Annotated in this window: 23 protein-coding genes and 5 pseudogenes; 17 read left to right on the forward strand and 11 right to left on the reverse strand. The window is 70.5% G+C overall.

Translation table 11 applies throughout. The annotated features are described in order from the left end of the window. Positions 1-292 precede the first annotated feature (292 nt). Positions 293-943: a nitroreductase gene (locus QPK52_RS26245; protein WP_410539995.1), complete on the forward strand. Its 651-nt coding sequence runs from the start codon at positions 293-295 to the stop codon at positions 941-943. A 45-nt stretch (positions 944-988) separates the two neighbouring features. Here QPK52_RS26245 and QPK52_RS26250 read toward each other — a convergent pair whose 3' ends face one another. Next, complete coding sequence (locus tag QPK52_RS26250; protein ID WP_410540483.1) at positions 989-2,494, reverse strand: ISL3 family transposase; 1,506 nt, start codon at positions 2,492-2,494, stop codon at positions 989-991. 124 nt (positions 2,495-2,618) lie between these two features. Between QPK52_RS26250 and QPK52_RS26255 the strand changes: the two genes are divergently transcribed. Further along, positions 2,619-2,741 carry a hypothetical protein gene (locus QPK52_RS26255; RefSeq protein WP_410539996.1) on the forward strand — a complete coding sequence of 41 codons (123 nt, stop codon included), beginning with the start codon at positions 2,619-2,621 and terminating at the stop codon, positions 2,739-2,741. A gap of 285 nt (positions 2,742-3,026) precedes the next feature. Continuing rightward, positions 3,027-3,302: pseudogene (locus QPK52_RS26260) on the forward strand (IS110 family transposase); the annotation flags it as partial. Positions 3,303-3,659: 357 nt separating this feature from the next. Here QPK52_RS26260 and QPK52_RS26265 read toward each other — a convergent pair. Next, complete coding sequence (locus tag QPK52_RS26265; protein ID WP_410539997.1) at positions 3,660-4,277, reverse strand: DUF6461 domain-containing protein; 618 nt, start codon at positions 4,275-4,277, stop codon at positions 3,660-3,662. A 78-nt stretch (positions 4,278-4,355) separates the two neighbouring features. Between QPK52_RS26265 and QPK52_RS26270 the strand changes: the two genes are divergently transcribed. The 5 genes and pseudogenes from QPK52_RS26270 to QPK52_RS26290 all read left to right on the forward strand — a co-directional run bounded on the left by QPK52_RS26270 (position 4,356) and on the right by QPK52_RS26290 (position 8,896). Then, the gene (locus QPK52_RS26270; RefSeq protein ID WP_410540484.1) at positions 4,356-4,667 is read left to right on the forward strand and encodes a hypothetical protein; all 312 of its coding nucleotides are present in this window, start codon (positions 4,356-4,358) and stop codon (positions 4,665-4,667) included. Positions 4,668-4,879: 212 nt separating this feature from the next. Beyond that, the gene (locus QPK52_RS26275) at positions 4,880-5,221 is read left to right on the forward strand and encodes an ankyrin repeat domain-containing protein (RefSeq protein ID WP_410539998.1); all 342 of its coding nucleotides are present in this window, start codon (positions 4,880-4,882) and stop codon (positions 5,219-5,221) included. A 286-nt stretch (positions 5,222-5,507) separates the two neighbouring features. After that, positions 5,508-5,732 (forward strand): hypothetical protein, encoded by a 225-nt coding sequence (locus tag QPK52_RS26280; RefSeq protein WP_410539999.1) that lies wholly within the window; start codon positions 5,508-5,510, stop codon positions 5,730-5,732. A 67-nt stretch (positions 5,733-5,799) separates the two neighbouring features. Next, a pseudogene (locus QPK52_RS26285) lies at positions 5,800-6,660 on the forward strand (IS5 family transposase). A gap of 898 nt (positions 6,661-7,558) precedes the next feature. After that, on the forward strand, positions 7,559-8,896 hold the full coding sequence (locus tag QPK52_RS26290; RefSeq protein WP_410540000.1) for a VanZ family protein: 1,338 nt from the start codon (positions 7,559-7,561) through the stop codon (positions 8,894-8,896). 211 nt (positions 8,897-9,107) lie between these two features. Here QPK52_RS26290 and QPK52_RS26295 read toward each other — a convergent pair whose 3' ends face one another. After that, positions 9,108-9,632, reverse strand: coding sequence for a hypothetical protein (locus QPK52_RS26295; RefSeq protein WP_410540001.1), 525 nt, complete (start codon positions 9,630-9,632; stop codon positions 9,108-9,110). A 115-nt stretch (positions 9,633-9,747) separates the two neighbouring features. Between QPK52_RS26295 and QPK52_RS26300 the strand changes: the two are divergent. From QPK52_RS26300 to QPK52_RS26310, 3 genes and pseudogenes are all read left to right on the forward strand, one after another. Next, positions 9,748-9,975: pseudogene (locus QPK52_RS26300) on the forward strand (GAF domain-containing protein); the annotation flags it as partial. Between the two features lie 331 nt (positions 9,976-10,306). Next, on the forward strand, positions 10,307-10,570 hold the full coding sequence (locus tag QPK52_RS26305) for a hypothetical protein (RefSeq protein ID WP_410540003.1): 264 nt from the start codon (positions 10,307-10,309) through the stop codon (positions 10,568-10,570). Between the two features lie 23 nt (positions 10,571-10,593). Beyond that, a complete protein-coding gene (locus tag QPK52_RS26310; RefSeq protein WP_410540004.1) occupies positions 10,594-10,794 on the forward strand; it encodes a helix-turn-helix domain-containing protein in 201 nt (66 codons plus the stop codon). A gap of 70 nt (positions 10,795-10,864) precedes the next feature. On the opposite strand, the gene QPK52_RS26315 is transcribed toward QPK52_RS26310, so the two are convergent. Next, positions 10,865-11,701 carry an alpha/beta fold hydrolase gene (locus tag QPK52_RS26315; RefSeq protein ID WP_410540006.1) on the reverse strand — a complete coding sequence of 279 codons (837 nt, stop codon included), beginning with the start codon at positions 11,699-11,701 and terminating at the stop codon, positions 10,865-10,867. Between the two features lie 692 nt (positions 11,702-12,393). Between QPK52_RS26315 and QPK52_RS26320 the strand changes: the two are divergent. Beyond that, positions 12,394-12,561 (forward strand): annotated as a pseudogene (locus tag QPK52_RS26320) (IS5/IS1182 family transposase); the annotation flags it as partial. Between the two features lie 297 nt (positions 12,562-12,858). Here QPK52_RS26320 and QPK52_RS26325 read toward each other — a convergent pair. Together QPK52_RS26325 and QPK52_RS26330 are read right to left on the reverse strand one after the other, a co-directional pair. Continuing rightward, a complete protein-coding gene (locus tag QPK52_RS26325; protein WP_410540007.1) occupies positions 12,859-13,512 on the reverse strand; it encodes a hypothetical protein in 654 nt (217 codons plus the stop codon). Then, positions 13,509-15,206, reverse strand: coding sequence for a PHP domain-containing protein (locus QPK52_RS26330; RefSeq protein WP_410540008.1), 1,698 nt, complete (start codon positions 15,204-15,206; stop codon positions 13,509-13,511). Before QPK52_RS26330 ends, QPK52_RS26325 begins: the two co-directional genes overlap by 4 nt. A gap of 236 nt (positions 15,207-15,442) precedes the next feature. On the opposite strand from QPK52_RS26330, the gene QPK52_RS26335 reads away from it, so the two are divergent. The 4 genes from QPK52_RS26335 (at position 15,443) to QPK52_RS26350 (ending at position 19,093) form a co-directional block, all read left to right on the forward strand. Further along, positions 15,443-15,625, forward strand: coding sequence for a hypothetical protein (locus QPK52_RS26335; protein WP_410540009.1), 183 nt, complete (start codon positions 15,443-15,445; stop codon positions 15,623-15,625). Positions 15,626-16,350: 725 nt separating this feature from the next. Then, the gene (locus QPK52_RS26340; protein WP_410540010.1) at positions 16,351-16,956 is read left to right on the forward strand and encodes a dihydrofolate reductase family protein; all 606 of its coding nucleotides are present in this window, start codon (positions 16,351-16,353) and stop codon (positions 16,954-16,956) included. A gap of 414 nt (positions 16,957-17,370) precedes the next feature. Then, positions 17,371-18,510 carry a CU044_5270 family protein gene (locus tag QPK52_RS26345; protein WP_410540011.1) on the forward strand — a complete coding sequence of 380 codons (1,140 nt, stop codon included), beginning with the start codon at positions 17,371-17,373 and terminating at the stop codon, positions 18,508-18,510. Next, positions 18,452-19,093: a carbonic anhydrase gene (locus tag QPK52_RS26350; protein WP_410540013.1), complete on the forward strand. Its 642-nt coding sequence runs from the start codon at positions 18,452-18,454 to the stop codon at positions 19,091-19,093. The genes QPK52_RS26345 and QPK52_RS26350 overlap by 59 nt, the downstream gene beginning before the upstream one ends. 313 nt (positions 19,094-19,406) lie before the next feature. Here QPK52_RS26350 and QPK52_RS26355 read toward each other — a convergent pair whose 3' ends face one another. From QPK52_RS26355 to QPK52_RS26365, 3 genes are read right to left on the reverse strand one after another with little or no spacing between them, the layout of a single operon-like run. Further along, complete coding sequence (locus QPK52_RS26355; RefSeq protein WP_410540014.1) at positions 19,407-20,393, reverse strand: L-threonylcarbamoyladenylate synthase; 987 nt, start codon at positions 20,391-20,393, stop codon at positions 19,407-19,409. 12 nt (positions 20,394-20,405) lie between these two features. Next, entirely contained in the window at positions 20,406-21,650 is a 1,245-nt protein-coding gene (fmdA, locus tag QPK52_RS26360; protein ID WP_410540015.1) for a formamidase, read from the reverse strand. 21 nt (positions 21,651-21,671) lie between these two features. Then, positions 21,672-21,953, reverse strand: a complete 282-nt coding sequence (locus tag QPK52_RS26365; protein WP_410540017.1) for an FmdB family zinc ribbon protein — start codon at positions 21,951-21,953, stop codon at positions 21,672-21,674. A 403-nt stretch (positions 21,954-22,356) separates the two neighbouring features. Here QPK52_RS26365 and QPK52_RS26370 point away from each other — a divergent pair. After that, a pseudogene (locus QPK52_RS26370) lies at positions 22,357-22,491 on the forward strand (IS5/IS1182 family transposase); the annotation flags it as partial. A 150-nt stretch (positions 22,492-22,641) separates the two neighbouring features. Here QPK52_RS26370 and QPK52_RS26375 read toward each other — a convergent pair. Both QPK52_RS26375 and QPK52_RS26380 read right to left on the reverse strand, forming a co-directional pair. Beyond that, positions 22,642-23,202, reverse strand: a complete 561-nt coding sequence (locus QPK52_RS26375) for a hypothetical protein (protein WP_410540018.1) — start codon at positions 23,200-23,202, stop codon at positions 22,642-22,644. 117 nt (positions 23,203-23,319) lie between these two features. Beyond that, positions 23,320-26,676, reverse strand: coding sequence for a CHAT domain-containing protein (locus QPK52_RS26380; RefSeq protein ID WP_410540019.1), 3,357 nt, complete (start codon positions 26,674-26,676; stop codon positions 23,320-23,322). Positions 26,677-26,713 lie beyond the last annotated feature (37 nt).

A 26,713-nucleotide genomic window follows, 5' to 3' on the forward strand; every position in this document is an offset into this window, starting at 1 on the left:
CACCGTCAACGCGAGGAAACAGCGAAGCGATGCCTCGCCGTCCCCCTGGCTGCCGTTTTCGCGGAATCCCGTCCGCAGGTTCTGGAGTTTCCTGCTCGAAAAATCTGCCCCCCTCGTTCCCCGATTCACTTTCGGCCTTGTGAATGGACCGGCCGGATCACCGTCCCCGGGCCGTTGCGAACACCCGGGGAAACGAGCGGCCCGAAAAGTGAGGGGAGGGTCTGCAGGCCGTCGAGGCCTTGTAAACCTCCAGGCGAAACGAATGACGTCGAACGTGGGAAGAGGAACATCGATGGATATCATGACGGCTGTGCTGACCCGACGCAGCCAACATCAGCTCGTCGAACCCGCTCCCAACGATCAGGAGTTCGCGTATCTTCTGCGCGCGGCCGCTACAGCGCCCGACCACGGCAGGCTCCGGCCATGGCGGTGGATCCTGGTACGCGACGAAGGGCGCATCGCCCTGGGGCGCTGCTTCGCTGACGAGTGTGCGGGGCCCGGGTTCCGGCGGGGGCAAGTGGAGGCCAAGACCCAAAGAGCGCCGCTCCTCGCCACACTGGTTTTCTCACCGGTGCTGAACGACACCGGTCGCGGCAGCCCCGTCCCCGAGTGGGAACAACTCGCCGCCACCAGCGCCATGGCCGGCTTCCTGATACTGCTTCTGCACGCCCGTGGCTTCGGGAGCGTCTGGCGCACCGGCAGGTTCACCGAGTCCGAGCGGATCCGCCGTGTACTCGGGCTGCGTCCGGAGGAACGCCTGATGGGCTGGTTGTACATCGGCACCCCGCAGCGGCTCGGCTCATCGACGCGCCGGGTGACCGAGGACGTCACCGACCGGATCTCCGTATTCGCCCCCGAACCGCCGGCCTCCCCCTCCGCGTCCATACCTCGGACCAGGGCGGTCGCAAGTTCCGGAGCCGCGCAACGGGCCGGGGGACTGTAAAACGTTCGGCCCTGTCTCACATTCGGTGGTGACGGAGAGTGGCTGTTATCCGAGGATGATGCGGTGGCGAAGCAGGGGGAAGCCTGCTCGTCCGTGCATCTGGCGCGCGATTCGCTTGGTCTTGGTGTTGACTCCCTCGGTGGGGCCGTTGCTGTAGGGCAGTGTGAGTGCGGCGATCACGGCGTCACGGTCGCGGTCCAGGCCGCGGGTGAACGCCTGCAGATGGGGCAGATCGACTGCGCGGACCTGGGCGATCCAGCACGTGAGTGCGTCGGCGTTTCCCGGCTGAGGCTTCAAGAGGGGGGCGAAGTCTCTGACGGCTGCGGCCAGGTGGGTCATCTCGGGGCATGCGGCGGTGAGCCTGGCCAGGAGCTCGTGTTGCTCGGTCTTGAGGTTGTCGGGCCTGGTCAGGAGCATCCGGGCGAGTCGGCGCGGGGAGATGTGGCTGCGGTCGGCGTCCGCGCGGCCCTGGTTGATGTACTTGTGCAGGAGGTTCAGGCAGCCGGTGAAGCCGAGGGCCCTGATCTCTTCGAAGAGGCGCGCGACGGGGACGGCGGGGTCCTCGACCCGGCGTGTGCGCAGGTGCTCGCGGTAGGGATCGACGAGGCCGGCACGGTACTTGGGGACGCGGAGCATGCGCTCGGGTCGGTCGGCCCGGGCGTAGCGCTTGACGGTGTTCAGGGCCAGCTGCAGCCGGCGGGCGCACTCCAGCAGGCCCACCCCTTGGTCGAGCAGGCCGTGGACCTGGTGCCAGCGCTCCAGAGTCGTCTGTGCGCGAGGCCCGTCGTAGAGGGGTGCGTCCAGCACGGCGGCCCAGCAGCTGCTGTGGGCCTTGACCTCGCTCAGGGCGGCTTCGCACAGGTTGTGCCACAGATGCCACCGGTCGGCGACCTGCACCGCGTCGGGCAGGGCGCGACGGGTGGCCTCGGCGTAGGTCGCGGAGCCGTCGCGGCACACCACCTCGACGCCCGGATGCTTGCGCAGCCAGGTTTCCAGCGTGTCGGCCGTGCGGTCGGGCAGCACGTCGATCCGCTCATGGGTCTCGGCGTCGATCACCACGGTGGCATAGCGGTGCCGCCGGCGCAGGGCGAAGTCGTCGACACCGATCACGCGGGGCACCCGCCCGGTGGGCAGCGGGATCCGCAACAAGGTGCGCAGGGCCGTGTGATGCGAGAGGTCCACCGCGAGTACGGTCAGCAACCGCGCCCCCGCCCGGCCCGCTAACTCCTTCACCACAGCCTTGACCTGCCTGGTCAGGCGGGCCGTACGCCGCTGATACCGCTCCAGGACTCCGGGCACCTGTTCGCGGAAGGTCTGGCGGCAGCCGAGCGTGGGACACACCAGACGCCGCACCCGGACCCGCACCACCACCCAGCGCCCGTCGACCGGCACGTCGGCCACCGTCCGCAGCTGATGGCCGTGCACCCGTCCTGACGATGCCCCGCACACCGGGCAGACCGCAGCGCCCCGCGGCGTCCGTGCCCGCACCACGATCCGCTTCCTCTCATCGATCACATCCTCGATGACCAGCGGGGACAGCCCCGAGAACACTGTCTGGACAAGCTCGTCGACATCCTTCACACGGACGTCAACGACCCTCGCGACTCTCCGTCACCACCGAATGTGAGACAGGGCCAAACGTTCGGTGCAACTCCCGATCGAGGAAGACGCACCGATGACCAGTGAGAATGTGACCGAGGCCGAGTCCATCGAGTCGGGTGAGCCGCCGGCCAAGGCGTGGACGACCGGCCGATCGACGAGCTGGTGGGGCGGGCCCGGGCCGAGGGCCTGTAGCTGACCGGTGAGGGCGGGCTGTCCCCGGAGGGGGCGACTCCCAGCAGCAGCTGACAGTGATGATGTAGCCCGTGGCACCGCTTGGAGGTCTGCCCCGGCAGCTGACCGACATCCGGGTTGTCCTTGCTTGGAATTGTCGATCTCCCAAGCGGTGTCGCCGCGCGCGCCGGTCGGGCATCTGTGACTTCATAGGAGCCCGGTCAAAGGTCCCATCACTGTCTTGTCCACCTGCCCGACCGGCGCGCGTACCGCCCCTCATGTGTCGCACGGAAGGACAGCAGACACCGGCATGGCGGCGGATGAGATAGCCGTCATCGGCGGGATCGACACCCACACCGACACCCGCCGGGCCGCGGTCATCGACACGGTCGGCCGCAGCCTGGCCACGGAGCCGTTCCCCACCGCCCCTGCCGGCTACCGGCAGCTGCTGGACTGGCTGCGCTCGCACGGGGAGGTCCTCGCCGTCGGGGTCGAGGGGACCGGCGCCTACGGAGCCGAGCCGGCGCGATCCCTGTCGGCGAACGGCATCACCGTCGTGGAGGTCGATCGGTCCGACCGCAAGGCCCGACGCGCCAACGGGAAGTCCGACCCCGTCGACGCCTACGCCGCAGCAACGGCCGTGCTCCGGGCCGGGCCATGGGGACGCCGAAGTCACGCAATGGCATCGCCGAGGCCATCCGCGAAGACTTCTCACACCCCGGGCTGCCCGGCCTGTGGGACACGCTCTACCGGCACCACCAGATCTACTCGGCCCGCCGCGTCCCCGTCGAGGAGCGTGGCCTGCAGTGTGCCGGGGTCTGCCGCGGTCAGGGCGTGGTCGTCTGGATGCACCTGCGCAAAGGACCCCGAGGACAGCGCAGCGCCGTCCACTTTCCAACGGCGGGTTGGAGCAGGCTGCCTGGACCCGCTGGGGGTGCTGGTGTCAGGGGCGGGGCAGGCCGACCAGAGCGCCGGTCAACGGGGCCGTCTCCAGCAGTTCGCGGGTGATCTGCACCCCGGTGAGGCGCTCGGCGAGCGCGAATGCCGCCTGTGTGGGCAGGCCGATGTCCCGCTCGGTGCCGGCGCGCAGGTCGAAGCCGGCCGCCCGCATCTGCTCCACCGCCACCTCCGGGGTGCTGCCGCCGCGCCGGTAGGGAAACAGCGGCTCGAACGACAACCGCTCGACGCCGTCCTGGTACCAGCGGAAGCGGTCGGCGGCTTCGATGGTGCGGGAGTGCGAGACCACCGTGGTGCCCCGCGACAGCGGCTCGGCCACCGACCGGGTCACGCCGAGGAAACCAACGGGCTCGACCATCAGCGTCCATCCGCCCACCGCGGTCACGCCCGCGAACAGCCGCTCGCCGCAGAAAGCGTTCCAGGCCGCGTACGCGGGTCCGTACAGGGCGTCCACGCCTCTGACCGCGCAGACCCGCACCGCATCCAGCCGGGCCAGTACCGCCGAGACGGCGAGTCCGCGGATCGCGGTGAGGCAGTACGCCTCGGCCAGTTCGGGGAAATACTCCTCCAGCCACCGGTAGTCCCGTGCTGTTGCCCTCGACATGGCACCAGCCTCCCAGCCGCCACCGACACCCCGCCCCGGGCCCGCCCGATGGGGCGGGCGAGGCCGGAAGGGGGACTGGTGCGGCAAGTGGTGGAGGGCTGGGTGTGGAGCCGCAACGTGCGGCCGCTGCTGGAGTTGCTCTCCCGCTATGCCGGCTACGCGTTCGACGACACCGACTGGGAGACCGTGGAGGCGGCCCTGCCCACCACCGACGACGAGCGCGACGACGGCTGGTACTCCTACCCCCTGGTCGGCACCGACCAGACCGTGCGGGTGCGGTTGGCCACCGCGGTCGGCAGCGACGTGGTCTGTGTCGAGATCTCCGGTGTGCAGACGGCGGAGCTGCGCATCAGGGCCGACACCCTGCTGTCCGCCTTCGCCACCGCCTGAGTTCCTCGCGGGCCGTCAGGCGCGTATCCGCGTACTCCTGAACGGCCGCCCCGCCGAGACCCGCCGGCCTGCGCCCGCAGAACCCACGCCACCCCAGGCGCCCAGCCCACCTCCTCCTTTTCCGGGTCGCGGTCTGCCGGGTCTGCCCGGCGGCGGCCTGCCTTTGAGGAGAGTGCTGGCGGCCCGGGGCGGGGGAGGGGTTGGATGGCGCCGTGATTCCTCCGCTTCCGCCCTGCACCCCGGCCCACCGGGCCGTCGAGTGCGAAGACGCCGAAATCCTAGCCCGGCTGCTGGCCGACGGCACCGACCCCGACGAGGTGTGCGACAACCTGACGCTGTTGACCCACGCCGTCGACATCGAGGGCGACAGCGCCCTGCAGAGCGGCCGGCCGCTGACCGTCCACACCACCGCCGTCCTCCTCGCCTTCGGCGCCGACCCCCAGCTGCCGGACCCGGACGGTCGCACCCCGATGGAACTGGCCGCGTCCTACGACCACTGGCCGGCGATACGCCTGCTGCAGGCCCACATCGACCAGAGCACCGGCCGCGGCTGACCCGCGCACGGGGTGCCCGCCGACGGACAGGCTGCCGCCGAGTGGACCGGCCATCCGAACAGCCCCAGCGCGGCGGCCACGTCCTGCCGCCCGGGCCCCGCGGCGTCACCTGGACCCTCGGCGGTATGGCTTCATGCACACCTCAGATTTCTGGCTCACCTTCCGGGTCTGGGAAAGACGGCTTCTGCTGTGGGCTTGCCCCGGCCCGGCCTGCTGTCCCGGTGGCGTCTTGGCGAGACGTCCTGGTGAGGTATCCCGTTGCGCCTGAGACGATCACCAGGACCGTATGGACGAGTGCAGGGGTGGGAACATGGTCGAACTGGTGCTGATCGGCGTCTTGGCGCTCGTCGTCGGCGGGTGCGCATGTGTGGTGTGGGCGGAGCGCGGCGGGCCCCGCTGGGCCCGCATGGTGGCGACTGTGACGCTTGCCGCGGGGGAGCTGCTGCGCCGCTCCGAGAAGAACCAACGCCGGGGGCTGAGCCGGACCAGCGACGACGGTGGCGGCGACTAGGCCGTGTCCGGCGGATCGTGTGACTTTCTGACCGGCCACTCGTTGGTCCGGTCATGAGCCGGGGGATCTGACGAATCGCGAGTGTCGCTTCTGGCGCCGCGTCTGCCGCTTTCGGGTGGCCGGGGAGGCCGGTGGAACGACCACCGCACCGTGGTCAACGGGATCCTGTTCCGGGTCCGCACCGGTGTCCCGTGGCGTGACCTGCCGGAACGGTACGGCTGCTGGAGAACCGTCTACGAGCGGCATCGCCGCTGGTCGGCGGACGGCACCCGGGACGGAATCCTGCAGGCGGTCCAGGCCAGCGCCGACCTGGCCGGGCGGATCGACTGGTCCGCGGTCGGTGTCGACTCGACCTCCTGCCGGGCCCACCGGCATGCGGCCGGCGTCCGCAAGACCGCACCGCGGATCCCGAAAAAGGACGACGCCCCGGCACCACCGCCCCGACGAGGGACTCGGGCGGTCCCGGGGCGGCCCGACCTGCAAGATCCACCTCGTCGGCGAAGGTGGATGCCGCCCCATGGCTTTTCTCGTTATCCCGGGCCAGTGGGGCGACGCACCTCAGGTGATCGAGGTCCTTGACCGTATCCGGGTCGCCCGCCCACAGGGTGGACGACCGCGTACTCGACCGGACCATCTCAGCGGCGACAAGGCCTACAGCTCCCGCAGGAACCGCCGTCACCTGCGAAGACGCCACATCAAGCACACCATCCCCGAACCGAAGGACCAGCGGGGCAACCGCAAACGACGCGGGAGCAAGGGCGGATGGCCTACCGGATTGGGCAGCGAAACCTACAAGCGCCGCAATGAGGTCGAGCGAACAGTGAACCGGCTCAAGAACTTCCGAGCTGTCGCCTCGCTACGACAAGGGGCATACGTCTTCCACGGCATCGTGACGACTGCAGCGATCCGGCTTTGGCTCCGATCCTGAGGGGGTTCACCTCCCTCCTGGGGAGGCCCGAGAGAAGATCCACAGCGCGACAAACAGAGCAACGGGATAGACACCTGCGGACCACGGCTGCGGCACGACCTTCTGCGCAACCACAGTCGAGGCTGTGAGGAGCAACCAACTCAAAAGGATCCAGGGGTGCCTCAGCAGAGTCCTGACTATGACGGTTGCACGAACCCTGGAACCTTCCCCACCTTTCCCCTGGCCCGACCTCAACTCCTGCCCACAGCGATGAACTATGCCCAGTAGCCGTGATCCGCCGGACAGTGCCTAGCCGCCGGATGATGACCGCCGACTTGCGCGCCCTGTACCCGCGCGACACCGAGCTCCGGGCCGTGGTCGTCGAGGGCCTGCAGGAGGTCCACTTCCGTGGTGGCGGCCGCCACCATCCCGCTGGGCCTGGGGATGGGCGCCACTCCGGCTGCTGCCGAGGTCCCCACTCCCGTCGGCGAAGTCGGGGTGCTGGCCGGCAACTGCGGCCACACCGTGTCCCGAACCTCGCTCAGCAACGGCACGCTGTACATCCGGCTGTCCGACGGAAACATCGGCTACAGCATGAACATCCGCACCGAGTACAAAAGGAGACGGGCGGCAGCACGATCAGCGCCAAGTTCGGCTACTCGCTCAAGGGCAGCAGCTACTGGAGCAGCTCGTACTCCATCAACTCGGGTCAGACCAAGGGGCACACCTGGGCGGGCGTCTACCCGACGGGCTGCCCGTCCGCGGTGGGCATGCTCTCGGTCAGCGGCCGGGGCACCTTCCAGACTTCGCCGGTCACCACCTGCTTGTGACCCAAAAGGTGTCGGGCTGCGCAACCGCGCGCGGCCCGGCACCGTCTTGATCCCACGCCCATCCACCGCGTACTCGTTTCGAGGTTTCCGTGATCCGCGCCATCGTCCAGTCGCATCCCTGGCTGATCCCCGTCTTCTGCCTCCTGGGGTTAGCCCTGGGCGCCGGTTTGTTCCTCCTGGCGCGGCGCCACCGCCTGCCGCAGGCCCACGCCGTCCTGCTCGGCCTGGCACTGGCCGCGGAAGCCACCGCCACGCTCTACCCCATGCACCCCGGTGCCGGAGCCTCGGGCGTGTGCACGCTCAACCGCGACCTGCTCACCCCGCTGACCGGCCAGCAGGGGCTGATGAACATCATCATGTTCATCCTCGTGGCCTTCTTCGCCGCCACCACCTTCCGCCGCTACGCCCTGCCGCTGGCCGGCGGAATCCTGCTGTCGGGCACCACCGAACTCGTCCAGGCCCTCACCCCCCACACCGGCCGCTCCTGCGCCTCGGAGGACGTGGTCGCCAACACCCTCGGCACCGCCGTCGGAGTCGGCCTGGCCGCCGCACTGCACCTACTCGGCTCCCGCCGCCGAACAGCCGAAAACCGAACCGAGCCGGTCTTCACCAAGACCGACCTCGCCCGCGGCGGCACCGTCCTCGCCGCCGGCGGCGCGGTCCTGGCGCTGGCCGGCTACCTGACTGTCACCCCGGTCTTCGCCGAGGTCAGCGAACTCACCCGGGCCGACACCGCACAGCACCAGGCCGCGGAGAAGGCGGTCCACGACATCTTCGGCGACACCCACACCATCGCCAACGTCCAGTACCTCAAGGGACCGGACGCCGACTCCGGTGAACTGGTGGTCTCCCTCGACGACGGCCTGCTGCAGATCCTGTGGCCCGGCCAGGAACAGATCAGCGGCTCCACCAACGCCCCCACTCTCCCCGGTGTCCCCGACCGGAAAGTCGACTCAGACCAGGACGCCGTCCGCCAGGCCACCGCCTTCGTCCGCACTCGCTTCCCCTGGGCCCTGAAAGACAGCGAGACGACGGTCTACCCCACCGTCGCCGGCTCCCCGGCCCGCACCGTCTCCTGGCGCCGGCGCGTCGACGGCGTCCTGATGCCCATGCGCATGGACGTCGTCGTCGAGTCCACCGGCAGGATCTCCGCCTTCACCGCCCGGGACCAGAAACCCCCCGCCGACCTCCCCGCCCACAAGCTCACCGAGGAACAGGCCCGCCGGGCCGCAGCTGAACACATCAGGATCAGCAAGGTGATCGGCTCAGAGCTCCTCCTGTCGAAAACCTCCCAAGGACGCTGGGAGACCTGTTGGGCCATCACCTACGCCGTCCCCAAGCCCACCGAGGAATTCCAGGACGGACCCGGGCATGTCACCGTCCTCATCAACGCTGTCACCGGGGATTTCGTCGACATCACCTACTGAGAGCCCCGACAGCTTCAGCCCGATTCCGGCGGAGACGGTACGGCGGGCCTGGTCGCCCGAAGTGCGGGCGGTGCGGATCACGCCCGAGTGACTGGAGGTGCTGGCTTGGCATCACCGGTGCACCAATGCGGACCGGCCGTGTCCGGCCAGGTCAGGCCGCCTGCGGGTCAGCCCCCTCCTCTGGTGGGCGGCCTCCGCCGGTGGGCGGTGGTCAGTCGTGGAGTTCCAGGACGACGCGCAGCGCCGTGTTCACACGCTCCGTCGTCGCTTCGTTCACCTGTTCCAGGAACACCCCGGAGCGGATGTGCTGGGCGGTGGGCAGGGTGAGCTCGCACGGGTTCTGCCAGGGGCATGGTGACGACGGTGTCCGGTGCCCCGCCGGTTCCCTCGACCGTCGTCGCGACGACGCTTGCGGGCAGGGCTTCGATCGCGGCGCCGGACTCCACGACCGGCATCGCCCGGGCCCGGGCCGCCGGCGGTGCCCGCCGCACCCGGCGCGTGCCGGTGCCTGCGGCTGCACGGTCATGCGATGTCCTCGCCGAAGGGGTCGGAGAGTTCCTCGGCGTGGCGCGCCGGCGCCGACGCGCCACGCGGTGATGGCCGTGCCGGCCTGGCGCAGCCGCCGCTCCCGCAGGGCCTGCTCGATGTAGGCGGACAGGTTGCCGCCGGAAGCGACCTTCGCGGCTGTCATGAGGTCCGCGGGCAGCGAGACGGTCGCGCGCTCCTTTGCCGTCATGCGCGCCATCATGCGCCGCGTGTGACGAGATGGGCAGCGGTGAGCGCCCAGGGCCACTGAGCCGGAGCGCGGTGGTTGTCACACAGGCAGGCAGGCTGGTTGTCACCAAGATCGCAGGGCGGGGAAGGGCGTTCCCATCCGGTCCCCCGACTACCTGGCGGATGACAACGTACGCCACTCGCCCGTCCTGGATGAGATCGTGCGCTCGGAGGGACCGCGCGCGATCATCGCCGCGCCGTTGGCCTTCGGCGCCGACACCTTCGGCGTGTTGTACGCCGCGGACCGCAACGTGCGGCACTTCAGTGTGAGCGAGGTGTCGCTGATGAGTTCCCTCGGCAGCTTGGCGGCTGTGGCCACAGAGAAGACACGTACCCTCGAGCGCAGGAACTCGGACGTGGCCGAGCTGTCCGGATTCCGCCGCTTCGGCGAGCTGTACGGACATCTTCTCGATCTGGCCCTGGCGGGCAGCGACGTCAAGGAGCTGACGGCCGAGGTGTCGCAGGCGCTCGAAGGGGCCGTACTGGTGCTGGACGTGGAGCGGAGGCCGCTCTCCGCCTGCGGCCGGATGCCTCCGTTCGACGAGGAAGATCTGGTCATTGCGGCCCGGACCGCTTCCGCCCGGGCACGGCGAACGGCTCGGCGCGGGCCGGGCCGCGGGGGTCCGGGCGCGCCGTGTGTCCGACGAACTGACTTCGATACTGGGGCGCCCCGTCACCATCGGTGCCGGAGGCCCGGTCCACGGTCTGGAAGACGTCCGCAAGGCGTACCAAGGAGGCCATGCGCTGTCTGGAGACACTCGTCGCGCTCGGCAGCACCGGGGCTTTGCCTCGGTCGGGGAACTTGGCTTCCTCGGCGTCCTGCTCTCCGACGACAACAACACGGGCGCCTTCGTGTGGGCCACCATAGGGCCGGTGCTCGACCATGACGGCAACGGCTGACAGAGCTGACCAGGACGCTGGACATGTACTTCTCGGCCGGCGGCAGCCCCACCCGTGCGGCGGAACTGCTGCATGTGCACCCCAACACGGTCTCCCGGCGCTTGGAGCGGGTGCCGGAGCTCCTCGGCCGGGACTGGGCCAGGCCGGAACGGGCGCTCGAGGTGCGGTTGGCGCTCAGGTTCCACCGCACGCACCACATACTGAGCAGGCGACGCGACGATTAGCCCTGTTCCCGCGGCCGGGACTCCGTGGCCACGTGAGACGGTCACACCGCTGGCTGGACGGCCCGGTCGTTCATCCGGTCGTGGTGAGGAAGCCGAGCAGCTCGGCCAGGAGCCGGGCGGGCGCGTCCAGCGGAACGAGATGGCCCGCGTCGGGGATGAGGCACAGCCGTGCGCCGGGGATGAGAGCGGCCAGTTCGCGGGCCTTCGCGGCGGGGATCCAGGTGTCCTGTTCGCCCCAGCACACGGTGACGGGAACGGTGATCTGCGGATACAGGCCCTGGACCTCGTCGGTGAAGCGCTGGTCGGCCTGGGCGATCTGGCGGTAGAAAGCCGCCTGCCCCGTCTCGTCGGACCAGGGCAGGAGGAGAGCGTCGGCCGTGCCGGGGCGCAGCCCCCTGTGACTTGCCGAGGCGATGTACTCCCGTACCAGCGCGCGGTGCAGCGGCGGCGGGAGCTGTTCGAAGACCTCGGTGTTCTCCCCGACCAGCCGGAAGAAGGGTGAACCCCAGGGGGCGAGTGCGACGGGGTCGACCAGCGCCAGCCTGCGGTACTCGGCCCCGTGCAGCAGATGGGCGCGCAGGGACACGCACCCGCCGAAGTCGTGTGCGACCACCGAGGGCCGGGACAGTCCCCAGTGTTGGAGGAGTTCACCGAACAGCTCTCCCTGCGCCGCGAGTGACACGTCCTGGCCGCTGAACTTCTCGGACGCGCCGTAGCCGGGCATGTCCCACACGAACACCCGGTAGCGCCGGGCTGCCAGGGCGCGGGCGATCTCCTGCCAGACGTAGGAGGAGAACGGTGTGCCGTGCATCAGGACCACCGGCTCCCCGTCCTTTGGCCCCAACCGGTCCCAGCGGACGGTTCCGGACGGGCTGTCGTAGGTCCGGTGCAACTGCCAGCTTCCCAAGGCGGCCTTTCCTTTCGTGAGCGCGTGTCCGGTCGTGGTGCGCACGGCCCCGGAGCGGTGCCGTGTACACCGCGGACAGCTTCTCAACCGGCGACCGGAACACCAGATACCGCTCCGGGTGAGCCGTGACGAAAGGCGAGGGGTACCGAAGGCGGCGGCCGGCCTGGGACTCGGGCGCGTACCGTGGCTCCGGGAAACGCGGCGCCACCGCGTCCAACGCAGGACCGGGCCGCAGGTCGGTGATGCCCCCGGCCCGGCAGAGGATCCGGACCGTTCTCCCGGCGTCGCATCCTTTGTAAGGGCGCCGAGACCTTGCAGGGGCTGGGCCGGCACTGCTGGAGCAGCGAACCCGCCCTATCCCGTAGGGCCAGGGCAGCATGATCCGTCCTACATCATCTGGCGGGACAAGCATGCAACCAACAAATGCTCAACGCCCTCGTGAGCGGAGCGAACGTCGTCGACTTCGCGCTACCCCGCTTCGCCGCGGCGTAAGAGGCTCCGATGTCACCAGGGCCGTCAAGCGCCCGCCCGTCCACGTCCGACGGACCCGCTTCCGCACGCTGCGTACGCCGATGCATACTCGTCACTTCGAGCCGTCAGCGCTGGCTGTGCGGCCTGCTGGAGATGCATGGGGGACATGTGGTCTCTGGCGACAGCCGGCTGGTAAGGGCCACCGTGCTCGGCAGCCGGATTTCAGAACTGTCGAGCGCACCCTGGGCCGGCTCATGCACCACCGCCGCCCGGTCCGCGACTACGAAGCCGACCCCCGCCGCTCCGAAGCCATGATCCACCTCGCGATGATCGACCTCATGACCCGCCGCCTCACCGGCGAAGCCACCCCGAACTGGCGCGACACCTGAACCACGAATTAAACGCTCACCAGGCACCCCGATGAGCTCCGCATCGTTGCCGGTCTTCCCGTGTCCGGCAGGCAGCGGGGTGCTGAACGCGATCCCACCGGGCGCGCGCAGGCGGGCCCTCGCTTGACCGATCCGACTCCACCGCGATCGGGGACAGCGGCTCTCCACCGGCGCCGTGGCCGGGCAACGCCCGGTGCCGCACCGGTGAGCGATGTCCGAATACACGGCGCCGGGCGTGCACGGTGCCGGAGCACGACGTCAAGCGGCACCGCGCGCACGGGAACGACTCGTCCGGCATCAGCCGTGCACGGCGCAGCACGGGTGTGGGTCGGGCAGGTCGAAGGGGAGGTAACCCCCGCGGGCCGGCACCAGCTTCAGCACCAGCACACCGGCCCGCCACTCCGGGCGCAGATGGCTCCGGGTGTCCAGCTCGGCCGTCGGATCGGCCGGGGTGCCGCCGAGCACCTCGACCGCGGTGACGGCGCTTCGCTCCAGCAGTTCTCCGACGGTGAGCACCGTCGGCAGCCCGGCCGACCCGGGGAAGACCACCGCCCGCCCCCCGGTGCGGACGGCGCCCTCCGCCGCGGCGGCGCGGGCGGCGGTCCAGCCCTCCGGCGCCCCTCCGTACCCGTCCGTGGTGTCCGGGAGCGGCAGCCGACGGTTTCCCAGCACGGCGCGTACACCCGCGGGCAGTGCACCGATGGAGCCGCCGGCCGCGGCGAGGCGGTCCAGGGCCGCCTCGGCCGCCGCCGCGTCCGGCAGCGCCAGGGACAGCGAGACCCGGCCGGGCGCGTCCGGCACCCGGTGGGTGCAGGCGAAGGCGGTCTCCGGCAGCGGCAGGTGCCGCGCCAGGGCGTGCAGCAGGTGGTCGGCCTCACGCAGGCCGCCGGGGCCGGGGTCCAGGCCGATCACGGTGCCGGTCGGAACGCCGGTCGGGACGGTTCCGGTCACGTGGGAATCACCCACATGGGGTTGGAGTAGAACCACAGGTCCAGCCACGGGTCGGCATCGCCCACCACGTCCAGTGCCGGGCCGTGCGGGTCCACCTCCGCGCCGCCCAGGCCGGGCTGGCTGCGGTTGCCGTCGGTGCCGCGCAGTCGCACGTACAGCGGGCTGCTCACCCTGCCCAGATCGTAGGTGAGCCGCACACTGCCGGTGGACCTGCCCACCTCGAAGGACTCGACCACCCGGGTGTTCGGGGCGCTGAGGGTGTCCGGGTCGGAGGCCGGACCGGTCACCGCGCCCCGGATGACGTCCACTCGGGCCAGGACGGGCGTGAACTGTGCCCAGTTGGCGCCGTTGGCCAGCGCGATGTCGACGACCAGCTCCACCCGGGCACCGCGCCTGACCTGGAGCATCCCGCCCAGGGTGACGGACTTGCCGCCGCTGCGCAGCCGCGCGTCCAGACCGGAGATCAGACCACCGTGGTCCACCCACACCCGGCCCTCGCGCAGGCCCTCCATCACCGCCGCGTAGGAGAAGTTGCGGGCACCGACATGGGTGCGGCTGTACTGGCCGGGCCAGAAGTCACCGGCGGTCAGGTTGGGCCCGCCGGAGTACACCGGATCGCCGTGGTGGCCGTTGGTGTTGAAGTCGGTGTCCGCCGGGCGCCTGGACAGATCGCCCCAGTTGACATGGGAGTCGGAGTTGGCCGTGATCCACCAGGGCTTGCCCTCGGCCAGCAGACTGTCCCACAGGCCGCCGACCGTGGCGGTCATCCAGTCGAACCCGCCCCAGGTGCGGTAGCTTTCCGCCGGGTAGCCAGGCCATGAGTCGGCGCCGGGGGCCCCGCCGTAGTAGCCGCGGGCGCTGCCGGGACCGTGCGGGGCGGGGATGCCGGCGGCCTGGTGGCCGGGAGCCCCCTCCATGCCGATCGCGATGGCGGGCTGGGCGTCGCGCCAGCCGCGTATCTCGTGCGGGGAGTCCACGCCGCGCCGGGCCGGGTGATTGGCGAGCATCAGCGCGTCCTTGATCTTCCTGCGGCGTACCTGCCGGGCCAGGAAGTCCAGGCCGGCGATGGCCAGGGCCTCGTTCCGCGGACTGCTGCCGCTGGTGCCGGTGACGCCGCCGTCGTAGTCGGCCTCGAACTGCTTGAGGACCGAGACCTCGCCGGCCCCGGGGTGGACGAAGACAGTGCCGTGCTCGGCTCCGGGGATGTTCCACTCCAGCCCTTGGAAGACCAGGGAGTCGGAGAACTCGGCGCGGGCCCGCCTGATGTCGGGATTGACCTTCTCCACGCCGATGCGGACGTGGTTGGCGTTGCCGTGGTCGGTGATGACCATCCAGTCCAGGCCGTGGCGGGCACCGTTGCGCACCTGGTCGGCCACCCGGTACATGCCGTCAGAGCTGTACTGGGTGTGGATGTGGTGGTCGCCGGCCAGCCAGAGCAGCTTGCCGTTGCTCCTGCTCCCGCCAGGGGCAGCGGCAGCGGCCGGGGCGGCCACCCCGGGGAGGACGTTCGCGCCGGCGATGCCGGCCCCGAGCAGGCCCGCCCGGCGCAGGATGCCGCGCCGCGACAGCTGCTCGGGGGTCAACTCGCCGTCGGGCACGGACGGATCCATGGCCGCGGGCAGCGGTCCGGGCGCGGCCTCTCCACCATGGTGGTGATGCGGGTGGGAGTGATCGTGGTGGTGTCCGGTACCCATGGGCGCTCCTGAGTTGTTCCAGGCCTCGGCGGTTGCCGAGGGGAACACTCGGCAGGGCAGATGAACGCCGAATGGCACCGGGTTGGCCCGGGGACGCAGTTTGCGCATCGTCGTCATATGCGCCAGGCCCATACGGGACATGCCGCCGGCTACGCCCCCTCGCCCGTCGCCCTGCCGGCTGGGCCTCGCACGGCTTCGTCGTCTACAGCGAGGTCTCCTCCAGCAGCGGTGACTACATGGTCGACGCCCTCGGCTGGCCGGAGGACCAGAACGCCGGGCCTGCCAGCCCGCTCCACCAGAACCTCGACACCTCCGAGGTGGCCTTCGGCGGCCACTCCCGCGGGTCGATCGGAACGTTCGACGCCGCCGACGAACCGCGGCTGGAGACCACCATCCACGTGGCCGGCGGCTCCTTCTGAGCAGCGCTTGCACCTTCTGCGGTCTCGGAGAGGTGCGGTACAGGAACTGGTGAGTTCACGGTGGCAGACCGGGGCGGTGGTGCGGTGGGGGCCGGGACCCACAAGGAGTCTGCGCTCTCCCCGGTTCCCGGCGGGCCACCCGCCGTGGCCTCCTCGCCGGTGAACAGGGCGGCACCATCGTGCAGGGAATCCGTACGAGCCGCTCCGGGCCGGGCGCGCCCTACCCCGGCGCCGCGCCTGCAGTGGGTCGGCGTCGCCCCTCTGGCCGGGCGGGGCGCTGTGGGTGCTCGGCGTGATGTCACTGCTCTGGCAGACGTTCCTCGTGGCCATGGAGGCGCTCCGGGGTGCGGCGGCGGGGGAGGCGGTCGGCGGTTGGCGCCGACCGCCGCCGGTGGTACCGCGCTCCTGATCGCTGTGACGTTCGCCCCTGGAATCCACCGTCCGAACCGGTCGGTTCGTCTGATCCTCACCGGCGCACTGGCCTCCCGGGACCCCCGCCCCCGCGCCCCTCAGGGCGGTTTCGGGTTCCGGAATCGCGTGGAGATCATGACCCGACTGCGTGCACAGTGCAATCATGTAGGACTCCAGGCCCTCCGAAGCAGTGCCGCTCCGCCGACCCGATCGGCTGCAGCGTCATGGGTTCTCTCGTCACTCCACGGCGCGGCCGATGAGTTTGCGGCCCCCGGCCGGTCCAAGCTCGTGGCACCCCAGGAAAGGACACCGCCGTGTCAGAGCTTCTCATCGACTTCATCACCACCCTCGACGGCTACGCATCGGGAGAGGGATGGCCCGGGTTCTGGGGCCTGGAGGGTCCGGAGTACCTCGCATGGCTCGGCGAGCAGCCCGAGGCCACCTACCTGATGGGAGCGAACACCTACCGCCTGATGTCGGGCTTCGCCGCAGGCGAGGTCCCGAATGGCCAAAACGAGTTCAGGCCCGAAGAAGAGGCGTCCATCGACGAGCTCACGCAAGCGCCCAAGGTGGTGTTCTCCTCCTCACTCCAGGAGCCACTGACGTGGGCCAACTCCAGGCTCGTCCGCGACGACGCCGTCGAGGCGGTCCGCGCCATGAAGTCGAGTGGCTCGGGGCTCCTCAGCACGATCGGCAGCCTCAGCCTGTGCCGCTCCCTGCTGCGAGCCGGACTCGTCGACCGCTTCCGGGTCGTGATGTTCCCGGTGATCACCGGGGCCACGGGCGAAGAACGCATCTACGACGGCTATCCGGACGTCGCCCTCGAAATGATCGAGCACCGCACCTTCGACGGCCGCATCCAGCTGGTCGAGTACAAGCCCCGCGTGCTCGAGCACCCGCCGCTCGGCGTCCCTGCGTGACATCGCCGTTGTACTGGATGCCTCACCCCGAGGACGCCGCCGCCCTCGACGACTTCTGTGCGGTGCTCGCCGAGCTGTAAAACCCCATGCCCTGGATTCCGGGCAGCGGGGCCAACGCGGCTGCCCGTGTCGGCCCGTTCATCGAGTGCGCCCCCGGCCCGGTGACGACCACGGCCCTGACCTGGTAGTCCGTAGCCCTGGTTCGCCCTGGCATCCCGCACACCAGGGTCTACGCCCACCGCTATACCAGCATCGGCTGGCTGCGCTGCAACACGAGCACGATCCTTGAGGCCCGGCAGCTGGCCTGCCGTCCCCTCCACACCGCAGCAGGCCTGGATGTGCTGCGGGCTTGGTACCAGGGCCACACCAACGCTGATCGGCCGTGCCCGGTCCGGTCGGCGAAGGCGGCCGACCATGCGTGAAATCGAACTGCTCAGGAGCTGGGACGCGGGCGGGGAACCGCTCACCGACGAGGCGAGGGACCGGGCCCGGGCCCGGCTCCTGGCCGCGATGCGCGGCACGGAGCGGGCAGGCACCGCCTGGCCGGAGGCCACGACCGAACCGACCCCGGCCCCGCGCCGCCGCCGGATGCTGCGCGCCGCACTCGGCGGTGTGCTGACCGCAGCGGTCGCAGCCGTCACCCCGGTCGTGGCCGATCTGGCCGGCGACCGGAGCGGCCTGGTCACCTCCCCGCCCGCGGCCCCCTCCCCACAAGAGGAGGCAGGCCCCGCCGAGGTCCTTCGGGCCGCCGCAGAGTACGAGCGGGAGCACGCGGAGGAGATCGCGCCGCGCGACGACCGGTTCGTCCACGCCAAGCGGGCCGTGCAGGAGCGGATCCAGGAAACCGGCGAGACCAGGACCCGCACCGGCGAGTTCTGGATGTCGGTGGACGGCTCCCGCCCCTCCCGGACGGAAGGATCGGGCCAGGGCTCCTGGAACCGGGCATCGGCGGGGGGCGGCGGGAACACGAAGTGGCCACCGCTGACCTGGCGGGAACTGGAGGAACTGCCGACCGATCCGGACGGGCTGCTGCGCTCCTTGCGTGACCGGCTCTCCACACGGCCGGACACCGGGCATCCCGGCACAGTCGGCGAATGGCCACAGGCGGGAGCCGCACTGGTGGAGCTGTTGCGCGACGCTCCCGTACTGCCGCCGAAGCTGCGGGCAGCCGCCTATGAGGCCCTCGCCAGGGTGCCCGGGATCACCGCGGCCGCGAGCCAGGAGCACGTCGGAGGCGTGGCGATCTTCCTCGAAGGCCGCAAGGCGAATCCACGCAGGGCGGTACCGTGTTCGTCTTCGACGCGGAGAGCCACGCCTACCTCGGCATGCGCACCGAGGACGCCGAGCCCTTGCTGCCGGCGCAGGCCCGGAACGGAGGGGACGGCGAGTGATCCCGGCGGTCTGCCCTCGTTCGGCCGTCAGCGCGGGCCCGCGCCGGCGACCTCCGACGGGACCAGGTGGTGCGACGGCTGGCGCCGGCCCGTAGGCTGCCGCCATGACCGAGATCCAGACCCCGACGCCCCGCGACGCCTTCGAGCTGCTCATGGCCGGTAACCAGCGCTTCGTCGCCGGTACCCCCGAGCACCCGAACCAGAACGCCACCCGCCGCGCCGAGACCGCACCGTCCCAGCAGCCGTTCGCCGTGCTGTTCGGATGTTCCGACTCCCGGCTGGCCGCCGAGATCATCTTCGACCGCGGCCTGGGTGACCTGTTCGTGGTCCGCACCGCCGGGCATGTCGCAGGGACTGAAGTCCTCGGGTCCATCGAGTTCGGCGTGAGCGTCCTCAACGCGCCCTTGGTCGTCGTGCTCGGCCACGACTCGTGCGGCGCCGTCGCCGCGGCGTGCTCCGCACTGGAGAACGGCCAGACACCGGGCGGCTTCGTCCGTGACGTGGTCGAACGGGTGACCCCGAGCGTACTGGCCGCCCGCGCCTCCGGACGCGAGCAGGCCGACGAGATCCTGGCCGAGCACATCGAGCACACCGTGGACCTGCTGCTGGAACGCTCCCGCGTCCTGGCCGAGCGGGTGGCCGCCGGCCGCCTCGGCGTGGTGGGGCTGTCCTACCGGCTGGCCGACGGCAGTGCACAGCTCGTCGCCTCTCGCGGCCTCGATGCGGCGGTCCCCGCCGCGTCCTGACCATCCCGGCCGTGGCCGCCCTGGCGTGATTTGCCCTGCTCGGAGGGGACCCGTATACGTGGTGGGACCCCACCGGGTTCACCGCTCGATCGCCCGCGGAGGGCACGACCCGATGGCTCACGGAGCCGACCACGCGCCGACCTGGTGCGGGCCGCGGGCTGCGAGGTGTGCCGGGATGGGGAACGGTCGTCACCGACGACGGGCGGTACGAGCTGTGCCCGGCCTGCCGGACCGGCGGAAGCTCAGCCGAATCCGCCCCGAATCCGCCAGGCCCCCACATCCGGGAGCAGTAAGGGCAGGGCGTCGGCGCCGGTCACTGGGTGGTCCGGGGCCCCGCGGCGCGGCGGAGCCGGTTGGCGATCGCCAGTCCCAGCCCCTCCTCCGCCGGCACTGACGCGACGATGAGGTCGCACCCCCGCTGGTCGAGTTCGCGCAGGAACCCGTACAGCCCCCGCGCGTAGGCGGCCATCGAACCGGGGACCCGCACCACCGCGTGCGCCTTCACCTGGGCACCGGCGAAGGCGGCGGGAAGAAAGACGCCCACCCGATGCCCCAGCTCCTGCGCCAGCTCCGCCTCGGCGACGACCTTCTCCGGCTCGACCAGGACGACCCGAGCACGCGGCGCGTAGTGCGACGGATGCTGGCCCGGCACCCGGATGCGGCTGGTGGCCGGGATCTCGAGCGGGCGGCCCAGCACCGCTTCGAGGTCCTCGCGCGTCACCCCGCCCGGCCGCAAGATGGTCAGGGCATCGCCTGTGGCGTCGACGATGGTCGACTCGACACCGACCTCGCAGGGCCCGCCGTCCAGCACGAAGTCGACGGCGTCGCCCAGCTCGACACGAACGTCGTCCGCGGTCGTGGGGCTCACCGAGCCGAAGCGGTTGGCGGACGGGGCCGTGACGCCACCACCGAAGGCCGACAACAGCGCGAGCGCGACAGGGTGGTCGGGCACACGCACGGCCACCGTCTCCAAGCCACCAGTCGCTTCCAGGGGCACCCGGGGACCACGCCGCAGGACCAGCGTGAGCGGCCCCGGCCAGAAGCGTTCGGCCAGCAGGCGCGCCACCTGGGGCACGTCCTGGACCCAGTCGTCCAGTTGCTCCGCGCCGCCGATGTGGACGATCAGCGGGTGCGAGGGCGGACGCCCCTTGACCTGGAAGATGCGCGAGACGGCAGCGGGGTCCTCGGCGTTGGCGCCCAGACCGTAGACGGTCTCCGTCGGAAGAGCCACCAGGCCGCCGGCGCGCAGCACACCGACAGCCTTCTCGATGTCACTGGTTTTTGCCCTCACCCTCGCCATCCTACGAGCTCGCTAGCTTGAGCGGGCGCAGCTTCCCCGATCGGCGCTCTGCGGCCCGTCGCCGGACGGGCGGATGTCGAAGTCGAAGACGGCGGTGGGCAGATAGAGCGTGGCGCAGGAGTTGGGGATATCGACCACGCCGCTGAAACGGCCTTCGACCGGGGCGGCTCCGAGGAGCAGGTAGGCCTGCTCGGGTGAGTAGCCGAACTTGGTCAGGTACTCGATCGCGTTCAGGCAGGCCCGCCGATAGGCGACCTGTGAGTCGAGGTAGCGCTGGCGGCCGTCTTCGTCGACGGAGATGCCGACGAAAGTGAGGAACTCGCTGTAGCGCGGCTCGACGTTGCCGGGGTAGAACACGGGGTTCGTCGTCACCCCATAGGTTTGCATGCCGCCCTTGATGAGGTCGACGCCGAGATCGAGGTAGCCGCCCATCTCGATTGCGCCGCAGAAGGTGATCTCGCCATCGCCCTGGCTGAAGTGCAGGTCACCGGCGGACAGTTTGCCACCCTCGACATACACCGGCAGGAAAATCCGGGCGCCACGGGTGAGGTTCTTGATGTCCTGGTTGCCGCCGTTCTCACGTGGCGGCTGGGTTCGTGCCGCCTCCCGTGCGGCGCGTTCGAATGCGTCGCCTTCCAGCATGCCCAGGATCGCCCCTTGCGGATCCGGCGGCAACGCGAGCGGGGGCACTCGGTCGGGCTCGGTCGCGATGAGTTCGGCCTCCCGGGCGTTCCACCGACCGAGCAGGTCGTGCGACGGGGCGGTGCCGATGAGGCCTGGGTGGGTGATGCCGGTGAAGCGCACGCCGGGCAGGTGGCGGGAGGTCGCGATCTGCCCGTGGAAGTCCCAGATCGCCTTGTACGCGTCCGGGAAGTGCTCGGTGAGGAAACCGCCGCCGTTGGCCTTGGCGAAGATGCCCGTGTAACCCCAGCCCTGGCCGGCGACCGGCCCGGTCTCCTGCGGGACGGGACCGATATCGAGGATGTCGACCACCAGCAGGTCACCGGGCTGCGCACCCTCGACGGCGACCGGTCCGCTCAGAGGGTGGACGATCGAGAGATCGAGGTCGCGAATGTCGTTGGCGGAGTCGTCGTTGTGGACCGTCCCGTCGAACCACTCCCGGCATTCGAGGCGGAACTCGGTGCCGGGCCGAACGGTCGCCACCGGCGGGATGTCGGGGTGCCAGCGGTTGTGCGGCGGGACTGTCTGGTCGTAGAACGAGCGGGACTGGTCGATGCTGAAGAGCACTTCGGGCATCTGTCGCTCCTTGCCTGTGGGTCACGGTCTCGGGAGGCGTGCGCGCAGCGGATTCGGCGGATGAGCATGACGACGGGGTGGTGCGGGCATGCGGTGTCGCACCGTCGGCTCGTGTGCGCTGGCCTCGGCAGCGTCGCGCGCCCGTCGCAGGGCGGGGTGTGACGAGGTGATGGCGGGCGGGGTGTATACACGCGTCGCCGCTCCGCCGCATGTGGCGCACCTCGGCTCATGTACCGGGTCGTCGATCGGACGGACGACCTCGAACACGCCGCACTGTCCGCACGCGTAGTCGTACCTCGCCATGTGAGAGCCTCCGCGTCACATTCGGGGCGGACCGGGGGCGTGATGGCGCTGGCTGAACTTCCCCACTGCCGCTGAAGCAATTGGTGGTGGCTCGAGCGTAACGATCGTTCAACGGTGTAGCTGAACGACTCGGTGTGGGATAACCCCATTGGATGTGACGGCGCGCAAATGGGGGGCGTGCTGTGTTCGACAGGTCCAATAGGGGTCGACGACCTTGTCGGTGGCCACTTTCAGTACGGTGAACAGAGCGGTGGTGCACTCCGGAATGGTCGCGGGCCTGCCTTTCGGGGCTTCCGGGCCGCAGCGGAAGAATCGGGGCATTGCGATCCGGCGCTTGAGGCCGGGGCTTCTCGTCGCAGCGGAACACGACGCATTCTCCGGGTGGGCGGAAATATTACCCTTTCGCGCTCCCGGCGAACGCGCCTCCGCCCGCCTCGAGGAATGGCGACTGCTACGACGAGCACGCTGCTCAACCCGACGCATCGGCCGCATCGTCCAAGCCGTACATGTCCTTCTGGCCTGCGGCTGCACAGGGTGAAAGAATTTCACTGAGTTTTTCATCCTCGCCCGACCTACGTGCTGTCCGCACACCAACGGTGACCAGGGACGACGTGGCGTTCACGAGGAGCGGCGACTGGGCGGACCCCACGGCATACTGCACAGAAGCTGACTGCTGCGCCGCAGCGGTTCAGTCCTGATCGGAACCGCCGAGTTCCGATTGGAGTGTCCCGGACCTCTCCGGAGGGCAGGTCGCGCGCAGGTGTCTGATCGCCTCGTGCACCGAGAGGGCGTCGTAGTCGGAGGGGATGAGCCCTCGGGAGAGCAGCACGTTGAAGACCCAGTGCACTCCCGCGTCGTCGGCGCGCCACACCGCCTTCGCGGCTTCCTGCTTCACCTCCGGCGCGCAGGCGTAGCCGAGGATGTCGGCGACGCTGGTGAGGTTCGCAATGTTGTCGCCGGTGAAGGCGTCACGAAGGCACTGGACGACGACGCTGTCGTCGGGGTGGTGAAGGAAGGCGTCGATCCAACTGGTCCGCAACAGCTGCTCAGGGTGCTCGTCGGCGTCGACGTGCGTCCGGTACTCGGCGTCGTCCGGCCAGAGGTAGGGCAGCGGCCGCCGGCTCAGGAACTCGTTGACGTCAACGCGCCACGGCACGCGGACGGGTACTTCCCGCCACAGGTCGCCCGCCCAGCCCTGGCCGGAGAGCGTGACCATCCCGTCGCCGTCAGGTCCGTCCTGCCTCACCACCCGCCGCTGTTCCTCCGGCTCGGGCGCCGGTGGCGCGGGCATCCCCGCCGCCGGTTTCTTCCGGAAGCGTTTGAACAACACTGTGGCCTCCCCTTCGGCCGTGGTGGCGTTGAGTGCTCAAGCCCCGACGTGGATGTGCGCTGCCCATAGGAACGGATTCCCTGATCTGGTGATGGGACCTGGCAGGTCGTGCCCGTCGCGTATGGCGATAAGGGCGCGGTGCAGCGCGTGCGCGGTGCGACGGGTGTCGAGGCCGCCCTCCGCGGTGCGCAGGTGGGTGTAGAAGCTGTCGGCGATGGTGACGCAGAGCCGGTCGTCGACTTCCCAGAGAGTGCCGACGACCCGCGGAAAGCCCGCGAGCTGGAACGCCGAGGCGAGGTGGAGGGCCTCGTCGAGGAAAGCCCCGTGAACGACGGACGCGGTGCGGCAGGCCGACAGATAGGCGAGCTGGGCGTGGTCGAGGGCGACGGGAGCGAGGGTGGCAATGGTGAGGGGGTCGCGCTCGTGGTCTTGGAGCAGTAGGTGGCTGAGGGACGGGTCCGTGTCGTCGCTGTGACCGTGGCAGGCGAAGTGTGCGACGGGGCAGTCCGGCAGCCGCTTCAGCACGTCGGCTTTGACCGGCGTGGCCGGGTCGTCACCGCCGTCGAGGACCACGAGTCCGGGCAGATGCCTGCGGAGCATGGCGACCTCTTCGCTCGCGTGGTGCAGGGGGCCGCCACCGGGCAGGCCGGGGGTGACGGGCATCGCGACGCCGAGGGCGCGGGGTATGCAGGCCGGTGAGGTGTCCGGGACGGGGGCGTGTCGGCGGGCGTGGTGGAGCGCGCGGACGCTCGGCGTGTAGGAGGAGACCACGCGGTCCATCACCGTACGGGGTGCGGTGCCGGCTGCCGTCTCGGTGTGGTGCCCGGCGGCGTGCAGCGGCAGTAGGCTGAGCAGGCCGCTCGGCACCCACCACAGCCGGGGCCAGGCGTCCGGTTCCGCCGTCGGCCGGTGCCGGAAACCCAGCCGGTCGAGGACGAGTTCGGCTGCGGCGTCCCACAGCCACTCCAGCACCTCGCGCATGCTTGCCTGGGCCGCGCGCCGCTCGGTGCTGTCGTTGCCCGCCACCGCCCGGTGCAGGGCGTCGAGGAAGGCGTCCGTCCTGGCGATCACGCTCTCGAAGTCGAGCGCGGGGAGCGGGACGGCGGACACGCCGTCCCGGGTGAGCAGGAGGGCGTGGCTGCCGTACGTACTGACGTTGAGCACCGCCAACGGGCCGTGCTCCGCCACGGTCACCAGGTCTTCCGGGGCGGGCGGCAGGCCGAAGGAGGCGAATCCGTCCTTGGCGCGGATCTCGGCGAGGGTGGCGGCGAACTCGGCCGCGAGTGCGGGTCTGTTGGGCGCGGCGTGCGTCTGTGGCACTCCGGCGTGTCCGGAGTGGCCGGGGGCCGGGGAGCCACCAACGGCGGACACCGGCGGCACGAGGAGCGCGGGCGCCGGCTGGTCGAGACCGTCACGCAGGTCGACGAAGCGCTCGGCGAGGCCGGGGTGGTGCCTGCGGAGTTCCGACAGATCGTCCCGGGTGTCGAGTGCCTGGCCGATCAGGACGGTCCGTCCCGTCTCCAGCAGGCGCAGGGCGCGCAGGGCGGGGTCCTGGGCGCCGGCCTGGTGAGGGCCGGCGAGGACGAGCGCCGCCGCGTCGCCAGCCATTCGGCGGGCGACGCCGAGCGCATGCTGCCGGTCGCTGCGTGCGAGGCGGCGGGCACTGACCTCCGGGAGCAGCAGGACCGCCGCTTCCAGGACGTCCGCGGCCCGGACGGGATCAGTCGGGGCGATGAGTGCGGCCGCGTTCCGTCCCGCGTGGACGCGGTGGGTAGCGGGTGCGGACTCTGCTCCCGCCGCCTCCATGAAAGCGGCGATGGCAGTCTCCAGGTCCGCCTCGGCCGCGAAGCGCTCGTACCGGGTCCTCAGCGCGGTGCCGAGGTTGATGAGGAACTTCGCCCGTTCGGGATGGTGGGCGGGAAGCAGCGTGACACTGTCCTGGCCGACGGCGACGGCCTCGTCCAGGTCCTCTCTCCTGCCGGCCCGTTGAAACCGCAAGGTCAGGGCGAACGCGAGATTCGAGAGGTAGCGCGGGAGTTCAGTGTCACGCCGCGGTGTGAGGCGGACGGCGCGGGAGGCCGCCTCAACGGCGTCGTCGAGGTCGGTGACCAGATCGGTCCGCCGGAATCGCACCACCAGCGCACCCGCGAGGTTAGCCAGACGCACCGCCAGCTCGGCCTCGTGGACGGTCGCCTCCACGGCCTGACGGCAGAACCCGACCGCTTCTTCCAGGTCGGACTCGTCCTGCGTGCGCTCATGACGGGCCCACAGCAACATGCCCAGTAAGCCGAGTGGGCCCGGCTGGTCCGCAGGGTCGCCGTGCGCAACCGCCAGGCTTGCGCGGGAGAGGGTGATCGCCTCGTTCAGGTCGTCCATGGAGTCGGTCTGTCTGAACCGGACGTACAGAGCTTCCGTCAGGATGAAGGAGTGCCGTTCCGCTCCGAGGGTCCCGGTGGGGAAGAACGTCATGGCTTCGCGCCCAACGCTGATCGCCTCGTCCAGATCGGCGACGTCTCCCGCTTGTTCGAAACGGCGCTGGAGGGCGAGGACGAAGGTGGTGAGGTAGGCACCCCCGACCTCCGGCTGGGCCAGGGAACGTGCGGCCCCGGCCGCGGCGCGGGAGAGGGCGACCGCCTCGTCGACGAACGTCGTGCTACCGCTGTGCATCGACCGCAGGGTCAGTGTGCTCACCAAGTGGAAGAGGTAGCCGGGGCGCTCCGGATGGTGGAAGGGAGCCGCGGCGACCGCCTCGCGGCCCAGGCGCAGCGCTTCCTCGATGTCCGCGTCGGAGCCGCCTTGTTCGTACCGCAGGCTCAGCCTGTTCATGAGGTTGGTGAGGAACGGGGCCCGCACGGTGGGGAAGGCTGGTGTCAGTGCGACGGCCTCGCGCCCAAGAGCAAGGGATTCGTCCAGGTCCGCGCGTACGCCGCCTCGTTTGTACCGTAGTTCCAGGGCGTTGCCGAGGTTGGTCAGGCAGGCGAGCTGATGGGGGTCGGCGGCCGGTTCGGCCCTGACCGCTCGTCGGGCGAAAGCGACGGCCTCGTCCAGGGCCTCCGGTCGGCCGGTCCGGAGGTGGAGTGAGATCAGTTGGCCGCTGAGGTTGGTCAGGATCCCCTTGCGTCCGGAGGACCGGGGTTGACTCAGTGCGAGCGCCGTGCGTTCGAGATCGATCGCCTCTTCCAGGTCCGCCAGGGATCCCGTCCGCTGGAATCGCAGGTGCAGCGCCGTGGCCAGGTGCTCCAGTGAATTCTCGACGTCGGACGGGCCTGTGGGGGGCAATGTGACGGCTCTGCGGCACAGCATCACGGCCTCTTCGAGGTCGGCGTCCTGCCCGGTCTGCTCGAAGCGCTCCGACATTACGACTCCGAGGGCCGAGAGATAGCCCGCGTTCATGGGGGCGAGGGCGACGGCTTCCCGCCCGGCGGCGACG

Source organism: Streptomyces sp. KL2 (assembly GCF_046529545.1).
Lineage (GTDB): Bacteria > Actinomycetota > Actinomycetes > Streptomycetales > Streptomycetaceae > Streptomyces > Streptomyces radiopugnans.